13 protein-coding genes are annotated in these 12,448 nt (G+C 50.7%); all 13 read right to left on the reverse strand.

Annotation, left to right across the window (positions count from 1 at the left end):
* Positions 1-10: 10 nt before the first annotated feature.
* Positions 11-2,125 carry a flagellar biosynthesis protein FlhA gene (gene flhA / locus DU002_RS17505; protein ID WP_114339748.1) on the reverse strand — a complete coding sequence of 705 codons (2,115 nt, stop codon included), beginning with the start codon at positions 2,123-2,125 and terminating at the stop codon, positions 11-13.
* A gap of 151 nt (positions 2,126-2,276) precedes the next feature.
* The gene (gene flhB / locus DU002_RS17510; protein ID WP_114339749.1) at positions 2,277-3,407 is read right to left on the reverse strand and encodes a flagellar biosynthesis protein FlhB; all 1,131 of its coding nucleotides are present in this window, start codon (positions 3,405-3,407) and stop codon (positions 2,277-2,279) included.
* A 9-nt stretch (positions 3,408-3,416) separates the two neighbouring features.
* Complete coding sequence (gene fliR / locus DU002_RS17515) at positions 3,417-4,184, reverse strand: flagellar biosynthetic protein FliR (RefSeq protein WP_233496541.1); 768 nt, start codon at positions 4,182-4,184, stop codon at positions 3,417-3,419.
* Between the two features lie 11 nt (positions 4,185-4,195).
* Positions 4,196-4,465: a flagellar biosynthesis protein FliQ gene (fliQ, locus tag DU002_RS17520; RefSeq protein WP_114339751.1), complete on the reverse strand. Its 270-nt coding sequence runs from the start codon at positions 4,463-4,465 to the stop codon at positions 4,196-4,198.
* A gap of 10 nt (positions 4,466-4,475) precedes the next feature.
* Positions 4,476-5,228, reverse strand: coding sequence for a flagellar type III secretion system pore protein FliP (gene fliP / locus DU002_RS17525; protein WP_114339752.1), 753 nt, complete (start codon positions 5,226-5,228; stop codon positions 4,476-4,478).
* Positions 5,225-5,632, reverse strand: a complete 408-nt coding sequence (gene fliO / locus DU002_RS17530; RefSeq protein ID WP_114339753.1) for a flagellar biosynthetic protein FliO — start codon at positions 5,630-5,632, stop codon at positions 5,225-5,227. The genes fliP and fliO overlap by 4 nt, the downstream gene beginning before the upstream one ends.
* Positions 5,629-6,048 (reverse strand): flagellar motor switch protein FliN, encoded by a 420-nt coding sequence (gene fliN, locus DU002_RS17535; RefSeq protein WP_114339754.1) that lies wholly within the window; start codon positions 6,046-6,048, stop codon positions 5,629-5,631. Before fliN ends, fliO begins: the two co-directional genes overlap by 4 nt.
* On the reverse strand, positions 6,048-7,118 hold the full coding sequence (gene fliM, locus DU002_RS17540) for a flagellar motor switch protein FliM (RefSeq protein WP_114339755.1): 1,071 nt from the start codon (positions 7,116-7,118) through the stop codon (positions 6,048-6,050). Before fliM ends, fliN begins: the two co-directional genes overlap by 1 nt.
* 10 nt (positions 7,119-7,128) lie before the next feature.
* Entirely contained in the window at positions 7,129-7,662 is a 534-nt protein-coding gene (fliL, locus tag DU002_RS17545; RefSeq protein ID WP_114339756.1) for a flagellar basal body-associated protein FliL, read from the reverse strand.
* Between the two features lie 81 nt (positions 7,663-7,743).
* Positions 7,744-9,441 (reverse strand): flagellar hook-length control protein FliK, encoded by a 1,698-nt coding sequence (locus tag DU002_RS17550; RefSeq protein ID WP_114339757.1) that lies wholly within the window; start codon positions 9,439-9,441, stop codon positions 7,744-7,746.
* Positions 9,442-9,542: 101 nt separating this feature from the next.
* A complete protein-coding gene (gene fliJ, locus DU002_RS17555) occupies positions 9,543-10,001 on the reverse strand; it encodes a flagellar export protein FliJ (protein ID WP_114339758.1) in 459 nt (152 codons plus the stop codon).
* A 16-nt stretch (positions 10,002-10,017) separates the two neighbouring features.
* A complete protein-coding gene (gene fliI / locus DU002_RS17560) occupies positions 10,018-11,424 on the reverse strand; it encodes a flagellar protein export ATPase FliI (RefSeq protein ID WP_407642960.1) in 1,407 nt (468 codons plus the stop codon).
* On the reverse strand, positions 11,396-12,427 hold the full coding sequence (fliH, locus tag DU002_RS17565) for a flagellar assembly protein FliH (RefSeq protein WP_114339759.1): 1,032 nt from the start codon (positions 12,425-12,427) through the stop codon (positions 11,396-11,398). The genes fliI and fliH overlap by 29 nt, the downstream gene beginning before the upstream one ends.
* Between the last annotated feature and the right edge of the window lie 21 nt (positions 12,428-12,448).

Below are 12,448 nucleotides of genomic sequence, written 5' to 3' on the forward strand. Positions count from 1 at the left end.
CAGGCAACTTCTACTGTCCGATAGACGAGATAATCTTTATCTGCTTGTCGTCAGGTATCTCCTGATACGACAGCACTCGCAGGCTAGGAATTGTATTCTTCACAAAACGCGATAGCGTTGAGCGAAGGATCCCTGAGGTCAGTAAGATGGCTGGTTGCCCTGCCAATTCTTGCTGCTGGGCTGATTCAATCAAAGCCCCCTGCATCCGCTCGGCCAACCCAGGTTCAATACCTGCACCTTCATTTCCGGCGGCCTGCATAGACTGGTGCAACATCTGTTCCAACTCTGGCGCCAATGTGATAACTGGCATTTCTTCGTCTATCCCATTGATTTCTTGGCAGATCATCCGACGAAGAGAGATTCGACAAGCCGCAGTCAGGACGTCAGGATCTTGACTCTTCATCGCGTACTCTTTCAGCGTCTGGATGATGCTACGCATATCTCGCACAGGCACACCTTCATTCAGCAGGTTTTGCAGCACCTTGGCGATATGGCCTAACGGCAACATTTCAGGTACCAAACCTTCAACCAGCTTCGGATAATTTTTCGCGAGAATATCCAATAGATTCTGCACCTCTTCATGACCCAGTAAGCTTGCGGCATTGTTGGTCAGCACTTGTGACAGATGTGTGGCGACAACCGTTGCCGCGTCAACCACGGTATATCCGAGTGTTTGGGCATGCTCACGCTGATCAGGTGAGATCCAGGTTGCTTCTAGGCCAAAGGCCGGATCTTTTGTGTCGATACCATCGACACGACCAAACACTTGTCCTGGATTGATGGCCATCTCGCAATCATGACGGATCTCCGCTTCCCCGACAGAAACGCCCATCAATGACACGCGATAAGTATTTGGCGGCAGATCTAAATTATCCCGAATATGCACAGCTGGCACGAGGAAGCCAAGTTCTTGACTCAACTTACGACGCACGCCCTTAATACGATTAAGTAACTCACCACCTTGGCCTTTATCCACCAGCGGAATGAGACGATAACCCACTTCCAGACCAATAATATCCACTGGGCGAACATCATCCCAACCCAACTCTTTCGGCGCTGCCGCTGCGGCAGCCGCTTGCTGTTCTGGGCTGGCAGCTTTGGCTGCCGCCTCGGCTTCCGCAAGTGCTGCAGCAGCCCGGCGACGGTGCATCAGGTAAGCCATACCGCCAGCAGCAAACGCCAGTGTTAAGAAAGCCAGGTGAGGCATGCCAGGTACAATACCCATCAGGAACAGTAAGCCAGCGGAGATAATCAGCGCTTTCGGGTTATCAAACATCTGTGACAACACTTGCTGCCCCATGTCTGCCGAGGCGCTTTGACGTGTCACCATAATGGCGGCACCGATAGAGAGGAGCAGCCCAGGGATCTGCGCCACCAAACCGTCACCGATAGTCAGCAGGGTGTAGATCTCTAGCGCTTCAGAAAACGCCAGATCATGCTGCACCATACCGATGATAAAACCGCCGATCACGTTAATAAATAGAATAAGAATACCGGCGACAGCATCACCTTTAACGAACTTACTGGCACCATCCATCGAGCCATAAAAGTCTGCTTCACGGGCAATGTCATCCCGTCGAGTTCTTGCCTGATCCTGGCTGATTAAGCCGGCATTCAGGTCGGCATCAATAGCCATCTGTTTGCCGGGCATCGCATCCAAAGTAAAGCGCGCGCTTACTTCAGAAATACGCCCTGCACCTTTAGTAACTACCACGAAGTTAATAATGACCAGAATGGCGAACACCACCAGACCGACGGCATAGTTACCACCAATCACCACTGAGCCAAACGCCTCAATCACATTACCCGCGGCGTCAGGGCCTTCATGACCACGCAATAACACCACTCGTGTTGAAGCAACGTTCAACGCCAAACGCAGTAAAGTAGTTACCAGAAGTACGGTAGGGAAAGCGGCGAACTCTAACGGCCGCAGCGTATAGATGGTAACTAATAAGACCACCAACGCCAGCGCAATATTGAATGAGAACAGCATATCCAGCAGCAGTGCAGGCATCGGCAACACAACCATGGCCAACGCTGCCAATACAATAATCGGCGCCCCGATCCCTTGGATCTGACGTACCCGTTGAAAATCCAGACTGCCTAATGTTGCTTTAAGATCCATAACTCACTGCGACACAAAATTGACTCTAGGGCTGATTCTGCAAGAGTCAGGCCAGCACGAAGTCAATTAAGAGATGAGCGCTAGAATAGAAGAGGAATAAAACAGCACGGAGGCGAAAAAGCGTATTAAGCGATGAATAGAATGACCGACATTAATGCTTTAGTTCATCCGGGATAGGTAACTCTTTTGGCAGAGGCGTAGGCTTTTTCCCGGTGCCCTTCTTGTACTCATTTAACTGGTATACATAAGCGAGCACTTGGGCAACCGCAACGAACAGACCGTCCGGGATCTCCTTGCCCAGCTTCGTGGTGTAGTAAATTGCCCGAGCCAATGGCGGTGCCACCATTATTGGCACCTCTTTTTCACGGGCAATCTCACGGATCTTCATCGCCACCTCGTCATTACCTTTTGCGATAACTCGCGGTGCGCTGACGCCATTCACATCATACTTCAAAGCCACGGAATAGTGCGTCGGGTTAGTCACCACAACGTCCGCTTTCGGCACATCACCCATCATTCGGCGTTGAGCAATTTCTCGCTGCATCTGACGAACGCGCCCCTTCACTTCCGGACGCCCTTCTACATCTTTCATCTCATCGCGCACCTCTTGCTTGGTCATGCGCAGCTGTTTGGTGTGATTCCAGATCTGAAACGGCACATCGATCGCGACAATAAACAGCAGCGAAAGGCAGAGAATGATAAACATGAACAGCAGCAGCTCTACTGCATGGGCGATGTTGCCAGGAAAAGACTCGACACTGATATGCAGGATCTCTTCGAATTTAAACGACAGCAATAAGAATGCAAACAGGGCAATAAATGCAAATTTCGCCACCGCCTTCAGCAGCTCCACCAGCGCTTGCACCCCAAACATCCGCTTAAAGCCTTTGGCCGGCGACATCTTGCTCAACTTGGGAGCCATCGCTTGACTACTAAAGGTGATCCCCCCCATCAAAATGGAGCCAGCCAGCGTTGCCACGAACAACATGGCAATAAAGCCCCCCATGGGAAAGAGCAGTTGCATCAGCGCATCGGGCCAGGCACTCATCATCTGGTTAACGTCATGGCTCTCATCACGGTTCAACGTAAACAGACGCTTCATAACCTTAGCGAGCGTTTCGGCCAGCGATTGGCCAAAGATCATCATGCCAAATGCCGATGCCAGCAATACCGCAGCGGTATTAAGCTCCTTAGAGCGAGCAACCTGGCCTTTTTCTCGTGCCTGTTGTAATCGTCGGGGTGTGGGGTCTTCTGTACGTTCCTGATCGGTATCTTCAGCCATACGACGCCTCTAACACGGATCATTAAGCACTTGGCACATCAGGGCGACGCCCCGGTACCATTGCGCTTCAAAGTGGCCAACGAAGTTACCCAAGGTAAGCCAGATAATAAGCAACCCTGACAACATAGTAACGGGAAAGCCGATGGTGAAAATATTCAGCTGTGGTGCTGCCCGAGTCATGACACCAAATGAGAAATTAATCAATAACAGCGCGACCAGCGCACTCAACGCCAAAGCTAAGCCACCGGCAAATACCCAACTCATCCAGCGAGCCACCGCATCAAACTGAGGCGCCTCAATACCATTCGCGCCGACCGGCAAGGTGTGGAAGCTTTCAATGATGATGCGGATCATCAACAGGTGGCCATCGATGGCAAAAAACAGCAATGTTGCCAGCATCAGGTAAAACTGACCAATAACCGGCACTGATTGACCGTTACTAGGATCAACCAGCGAAGCAAACCCCAAACTAGTTTGCATCCCCACCACCTGACCGGCGACCACAAATGTATGCAGCGCTAGCACCGAGATGAAGCCTGTTAAGGTACCAATGATCACCTGATGCATGGTAACCAGAGCACCTTGAATAGAAAACGGGTCAATCGGTGGAGGAGCTGGCAACGCGGGCACGGCGGCCAGTGTCACAGCGACAGACAAACCTAAACGGATGCGTGTCGACACATTTTGCGTGCCAAGCGCAACCATCACCATCAACATGGAGGATATACGCACCAATGGCCAAAGATAACTGGCCATGGTTTCCATGATGATCGACATGGGAAATTCCATCAGCCAATAACCATGGGGATCTCTTTAATCATATTAATGGTGAAATCCATCAATACGCGCACCAGCCAATTGGCGAGAAACATCAACGTCAACAGAGTGACAATCAGGCGGGGTAAAAAGCTAAGGGTTTGTTCATTAATCGACGTCGCGGCCTGAAATACCGCCACCACTAAACCAATACCCAAAGAGGGTAAAATAATCGCAGCGACCATGGTCAACACCACAAACAGTGCATCACGGAAGATGTCGACAAACATTTCTGGGCTCATGAGGTACCTCCTAGAGACCGAAACTGGTCGCTAACGTGCCCATCACTAGGTTCCATCCATCCACTAACACAAACAACATCAGTTTAAACGGTAGAGAAACAATCATCGGCGACAGCATCATCATACCCATCGCCATCAATACGCTGGCAACCACCAAATCGATAATCAAAAACGGAATGAATAGCATAAAACCGATCTGAAATGCCGTTTTCAATTCACTGGTAATGAATGCTGGGATTAGCACCGTCATCGGTACATCTTCCGGTGCAGTCACCTGATCTTGAAGGCCAGCGATCTCAACAAAAGTTTCCAGATCTTTAACCCGAGTTTGTCCCAACATAAATTCACGAAATGGCATCTTGGCCTGAGTGAACGCGTCATTCATTGCCAACCTTTCATTCATGTAGGGCTCAACAGCATTGTCATACACCTGATTGAGCACAGGTGACATGATAAAAAATGATAAAAACAGTGAGATACCAACAATGACCTGATTCGAAGGCGTTTGCTGCAACCCCATCGCTTGTCTAAGAATAGCTAGCACCACGGTAATGCGGGTAAAAGAGGTCATCATAATGACAATCGCTGGCAAGAAAGTCAGCATGGTCATTAACGCGAGGATCTGCAGCGTCACCGAATAACTTTGTGAGCCGTCTGCCCCCGTAGTCACAGTCACGGCGGGCAGCGCGGTGCCAATAGGATCCGCGGCGAAAACGTTAGGCGCCAACAACACTAAACTGGTGAGAATGAGCGTCCTTATCATGATTTTTCCGTCTTATTCAAAAATCCACGAAGCTTTTCCTGAAACAGCAACGGCATCGCCTGTGCAGAGTCGGCGGTGTCCAGCGATATAGGCTCGTCAAAGGTATGCAACAGGTTTATCTGTTGTCCGGTGACACCGAGCAGGAGTTGCTTATCACCTAAAGAGACCAATACAACCCGTTCGTTGCGACCCAGCGCTAAGGTGGCAACAACTTTCATTGCACCACGGCCACCAGCGGCACCAATATTAAATCGGCGCAGTAGCCAAGCCAAAATAAGAATAATGGCTAAAACAGTGATCAGAGAAAACAACAGGGAGAGCAGTTGTGACGTAGCAACGCCGCCACCAGCACTGGGTTGTGCGACGACAGGCGCTGAAAATAACAGCAAATTAGCGATACTCACTTGAGTTTCTTGATCCGCTCAGTTTGACTAATCACATCCGTTAGACGGATACCAAATTTGTCATTCACCACCACCACCTCACCATGAGCGATGAGGGTTCCATTGACCAATACATCCAGAGGCTCACCGGCCACACGATCCAGCTCAACCACCGATCCCTGATTTAACTGCAATAGGTTACGAATGCTTATCTGACTACGCCCCACTTCCATCGAAATGGTAACAGGAATATCCAGAATGGTATCCAGGCGGCGCTTCTCTTCAGCAGTGAGAGAGGTTTCTTCCTCCTCCAGCTCCTCAAATTCCGCGACTTCAGTCGTCGCCGCAACGTCTTCTACCAGACCTGCTTCGGCTGCTTCTTGCTCAGCAAAAGCCGCAGCCCAATCATCAGGGATATCTTCATTATCATCACTCATCAGGGCTCCCCTATGGTTCGTTCGAGTTCTTCTAATTCGGCTTCGCTATCAATGCGAACGCCTTGTCGGGTGACCATCTCCAGATCTGACTTCACAGATTCAGGACGTTTAATCTTTTCGGCGATTTTAAGCGCTAAATTGTCTCTGGATCGGCCTAACTTGGCGCGATAAGTCGGTAGCTCTTCGACATACACGGTGGCATGCTCCGGCATCTCCACCGGGATCACATCGCCAACCTTGAGCTCCATAATCTCTTTTAAACTTAAAACCTTATCCAATAACATTGCATGAAGACCCACCGGCACGTCCATGATCTCATCACGCAACGCCTTAGACCAACGCATGTCAGTGTCTTCTTTATCACTCTGTACACCGGCATCAAGCAGTTCACGAATAGGCTCAAGCATCGAATAGGGCAAAGCGATGTGGAAATCACCACCACCACCATCCAGTTCGATGTGGAATGAGCTCACCACGATCACTTCGGTTGGACTGACAATATTCGCCATGGCGGGGTTAACTTCTGAATCGAGATATTCGAATTCACTGTCCATCACCGGCGCCCAAGCTTCGCGATAATCCTCAAAGATAATCTTCAGCAGCATCTGAATAATACGGCGCTCGGTCGGTGTAAATTCACGACCTTCGATCTTGGCATGATAACGACCATCACCACCAAAAAAGTTATCCACCAAGATGAAGACCAATCTGGCTTCCATGGTGATAAGCCCGGTACCTTTCAATGGACGAAAACGCACCATGTTAAGTGATGTAGGTACAAATAGAGTGTGTACGTATTCACCAAACTTAATCATCTGTACGCCGTTGATCGACACCTCAGCGGTGCGGCGCATCATATTGAATAAGCTGATCCGCATATGGCGGGCAAAGCGTTCATTAACGATCTCCAGGGTCGGCATACGACCCCGAACAATTCGGTCTTGAGAAGAGAAGTCATATTGAGCAGCACCGTCGCCGCCACCATCACTGGCCTCATCCTCTTCGACGTCATCAACACCATGTAACAGCGCATCAATTTCGTCTTGTGATAAAAGATCGCTTACCGCCATAGGACTATGCTCACTGCATCACGAAGCCGGTGAATAACACTTGTTCCACCACTTCCGTACCTTCCAATCCCTGCAGAGCAGACTTAATGTCAGTCAATGCCTGCTCGCGGAGACGCTCTTTTCCTTCCAGCGTGGACAATTCGTCTGCGTTGGCGCCTGAAAAGGTTTTTAACAAGGTGCCTTCAATCATCGGAATATGTTTTTTTGCTAACGATTCGTTATTGCCACCACGTACCAAAAGTTGCACTTTTATCTGTACCAGGCGGTCTCGCCCTTGCCCCGGCACGTTAAAAACAAACGGTCTAGGCAATGCAACATAGAGCGCATTACCTGTCGTTGCGTCTTCACCACTGGCCGCAGGCTGGGCTCCTTCTGCCGCCGGTGCACTCTCATCCGCCACTGGCTGCGCATCATCACCACCAGACAAAAAGAAGAACGCTGCACCAGCGCCAAGGAGGACAACCACCACAGCGATGATGATCAGCATCACCGGCTTCTTTTTACCTTCACTATCGTCGAGCTCTAATTCCAGATCTTCAGCCATAATCGTTCGTTTTTTCAGCGTAATTTATGAGGGATATAACCTGCGAAAAGCTAACATATTTTTGCAGGCGCTCCTATCGGCTCAAGCGAAGTAATCAACCCTACCCTGCGCAATCTGGCGCTGGATCACAGGGATATCAATTTCGGCTTCAAGCATCTCATCCTGTGCTTGTTCCCAAGCTAATGCAGGATCCGACTCCGAATCTTCCATCTGCTGTTGCTGATTTTGTTGCTGCGATACTTCAGTATCACCCAATGCAATCCCCTGCTGCTGCAACAATTCCCTGAGTCTAGGCAAGGTTTGCTCTAGCATCTCTTTCGCTTGCTGGTTTTGCGTCACAATCTGCACCTGAGCCTGCTCATTTTGCACCTGAACTCTTACCATCATCGAGCCTAACTCTGGCGGATCAAGACGAATTTCAGCGCGGTTCAAGCCACCAGCCACCATCAACATCATACGTTCACGCAGCTGTCCGGCCGCCTGCTCCTGCTGGCGAATATCTACCGCCTGTTGCAGCAAGGTTTGAATGTCGGCGCGTGCTTGCTGTACCGGCGTTTGTTGGCTTGTTTGCTGATGCTGAGGCGTCATTCCAAAATCAATACGTTCAGCCCCCGTCGCCGTTGGGGTTGAAGCAATCGCGGAAACAAGCGGCTCCGCAGCTCTGGCACCCAACTCACTATTCGCTACCGCTTTGGCTATCGGTGCCAAAGCCTGCTCAGCTTCACCATCTAAAGCGGCGTCATCACTGCCACTACTTAGGGCTTCAAACAGTGCCTGCTTAGATTCTTCTCCGCTTTCGCTACTGGCATCGGTTGCAATTGAAGCGGTCAACCCTGCGGGTGTCCCCTTATTTGCTTTTGCATGCAGTTGATTGAACGCTGTATCGCTAAAAGCTGTCGCTGGATTACCGTTCGTTGCATTAACGGTTGCAGCTGTCTGAGCCGCAGCAAGCGGAGTCACACTCACCTGCTCATCAGGCTGCTCTGGGGCTAAGAAGCCACCACCATGGCTAAGAGTGTTAGTTGTCGGCTCATCAACTTCAACCTCGCCGTCTTTACTTTGCAGCGCCGCATCAAGCGTTAGATCCGAAGTGACCCTACCAGCAGTCTCTTGATCCAAACTGGGATCTGCAGCTTCTGCCATAGCCCAATCAACATTGACGGAGGTCTTTATCAGCTCATCGCTGTTCTCTAATAGGCTATCTTCTCCGGGAGGAGCCTCTATTACCTTAGTTGTACTACTGAACAGCGGCTCTTCGTCGGCCACCAACGAATTATCAACCACCTCAGCAACAACATCCGCGTCAGTCACTCGCGGCTGTAATGTTTTCTCTGACCAAGCGAGAAGATCCAACATGTTATCAGGGGAGTCAGGCGCAGTAGGCAGCTCAGGTGCGAACTCTACCAGCACGTTACCATTTTCATCGGTGACAGGTTCAGACTCCGGTGCTAAATCAATACTGTTGTCGGGCTTGACCAACATCTGTTTAACATCAGGCTCGATCTGCCCACTTTCATCGGTAGGTAAACTCAAACCCAGCTTTGCCAGCAAGGCATTCAAATCACCTTCATCACCCAGTTGCTGTTGCAATGACTCCAGCCAATCGGCACTGATCTCTTCGCCCTCAGCCATCGCTTGATTGAAGGCGGCAAGGGTTTGCTGCAAGGTATCAGAGAATTGCGCGCCATCGCCGTCCCCCTCCACTTGCGCAGAGAAAAGACCACCAAACAGACCCGCTTCTTGCTCACTCAGCCCATTAGTCATCTGCACCGAAGCCATGCTCACCTCTTAGGTGCGGCAATTATTGCCGCTTTTGCCATTCTATTTATCCAGATACAAGTACTAAGCAAATCTCATTCCAAAACGAAAAAATGGAGCACTTAGCTATTACGGGCGCTCATCAGACGCCGCACAAGCTGTTGTGAAGAGAACTCATCGGCTTGTTTCTGCTCTAGGCGGCTCTCTTTCAATGCCTTGGCCGCTTTGCTTTTTTCGATCAACAGATCGATAGCGTTACGTTTTTGTCGGCTGCGATCCCATTGCGCTTTCCGCTCTATTTGCGCTCGTCTTGCTTCGGAGATCTTTTGTTGCTGCCCCACGATCACACCATCCAATCGTTCTAAAAACTGCTGGAATTGGATATAAACTGCCGAGCCCATGCCGCCATTGCCACGCGACCTAAGCTGATGCAGATAATCAAAGCGATACTGTTGCAATAGTGTCTCCTGCTGCTCTTCTGCCATCACACGATCTGCCGCTTGCTTCAATAATCTAGCCGCTTGTTGCTCCTCCTCCTCGGCTAGTTTAGCCACCAACAAGAGCTGCTCTATCTTCGCCATCTCGCTCTCCTAGTGGTTACATCATGCCTTGTTGCGGTGGCATGCCTTGCGCGGCATTTTGTTGGCTCTGCTGCACGCTCTGCATTAACACCTGCTGCAGTGCTTGCAGGCAGCCATCATAAGGTTTGGTATCTTTCATGCCCTGCTGTAAGAAGTCATTTATCACTGGCATCATTTTGATCGACAGATCAACTTCGGGATCACTACCACGGGCATAAGCACCAATAGAGATAAGATCGCGATTACGTTGATAAGTGGCATAGATCTGCTTCAGGCGGCGCGCCAATAGCTGGTGCTGTTCACTGGTCACCATTGGCATCACCCGGCTGATCGACTTCTCAATATCAATCGCGGGATAATGTCCTTCATCAGCCAGCTCACGGGACAACACGATGTGACCGTCAAGAATGGCTCGAGCGGCATCGGCGATAGGATCTTGCAAATCATCCCCTTCCACCAACACGGTGTAAAAGGCAGTAATAGAGCCTTGCCCTTCGCCACCATTCCCGGCACGCTCCACCAGCTGGGGTAACTTGGCAAACACTGATGGCGGGTAGCCTTTGGTGGCAGGCGGCTCACCAACCGCCAGAGCGATCTCCCGTTGTGCTTGGGCAAAACGGGTCAATGAATCCATTAACAACAAAACATTGAGCCCTTGATCGCGGAAATACTCGGCAATAGAGACCGCCGTTTCACAACCTTTGAGACGCATCAATGGCGAAGCATCAGCCGGAGCTGCAACGACGACGGCGCGACGCCGGCCTTCATCGCCCAAAATATCATCAATAAACTCTTTAACTTCTCGGCCACGCTCACCAATCAGACCAACGACAATGACATCTGCGGTAGTACCGCGGGTCATCATCCCTAACAAGACACTTTTACCCACCCCGGAACCGGCAAATAGCCCCATACGCTGCCCTTCACCTATCGTCAGCGCGCTGTTAATTGCCGTCACGCCAACATCCAGAGGCTTCTCAATAGAGCGGCGTAACATCGGATTAATAGGTTCAGCTTTTACTGAGGCGCGTTCATTGGTGATCAGGGGGCCACGACCGTCAATGGGATGACCATTGCCATCAACCACACGTCCTAATAGCTCCATCCCGACGGGAATACCATACTCGCTAGAAGTCGGAGTGACTTTGGCACCAGGCACCACCCCTTTAACTTCGCCACTGGGCATCAAATAAAGGATCTCACCAGCAAAGCCAACCACTTCGGCTTCGATCTCCCCCTCCAGGGTCTCAACTTTACAACGACTACCAATTGGCGCTCGGCAGCCCACCGCTTCAAAGGTGAGCCCAACCACACGGGTCAACATGCCAGACACGACAGGTTTAGGCACTCGAATAGATTTGCGGTAGTGGTTTAACTGAGAAACCAGCGCAGCGCTATTTCTGAGGTTGTGCATCACTGTCATCCTCATCTGCTGGCGGTTGTTCAGCAGACGGTTCATCGACCTGCGCTGCGCTTGCAACATTCTCTGCCGCATCGTCAGTGCTTGGTTCTATCGACTCAGGCATTGCAGGCGTATCAGCTAAGCTGTCGTCATGACTCTGTTCAATTTCAGCTTCGCTCTGCTCACGCGGAGAGTCAGCCATACCGACGCTTTCCGGCGCCAGCACTTTTGCATCATCCAGCGTTACCGCGGGCACACTTTGATGCAGGAATCTCTCCATTAACTCTTTCACCCGCTGCTTAAGTGACACGCTAACATAAGATTGTTCAGAGGTGATTTGGCAGTCACCACGATTAAGCGTTGGGTCCGGCGACACAAGCCAACCACGCTCGGAGAGCATCTCTTCCGTGAACGATTGCTCTACAAGCGCGACGTCGTCGGGATTCAAACTGATAGATAGTTTTCGTGCAGACAATGGCAAGGCATGGGTCGCCTCGCGTAGCACTTTTAGGATAACTTCAGGATTCGTGTCAATTTCACAGCGGATCACCTCTTCCGCCAATTCCACAACTAAACCAACCAAGCTTTGTTCGACTTCACTGTCCACGTGCATAAGCGGTTTTTCTAACTGCCGAGCCAACGCCGACCAAACTTGCGCGCGCTCTTCGATGATTGCTGCACCGGCCGCTTCACCTTCTCGCTGGCCATTTACCAGCCCTTCGCTGTGACCTTTTTCTAAACCCTCTTTGTGACCCGCTTCATAGCCTTTTGCATGCCCCTCTTCATGGCCTTGCAACATCCCCTCTTCATAGGCCGCTTTACGAATAAGCTCTAGCTCTTCTGCGGTCAGAACCGGGATCTCTTCCTCTTCCTCAACGATAACTTCGTGATTTTCGCCCGGTTTAAGGCCTAATGCATTGGTGGGCAACGCTTCATAATCAACCTCTTCGGTGACATCAGGCATTGCCCAAGGATCGACGGTATCGTCTCCCTCTCGAGGAGGTTTAATATAGCGTTGGCTCATCCGCTTACGCTCCCAAGCTGT

The sequence above is a fragment of the Corallincola holothuriorum genome, assembly GCF_003336225.1.
In the GTDB taxonomy this organism is placed as follows: Bacteria; Pseudomonadota; Gammaproteobacteria; order Enterobacterales; family Neiellaceae; genus Corallincola; species Corallincola holothuriorum.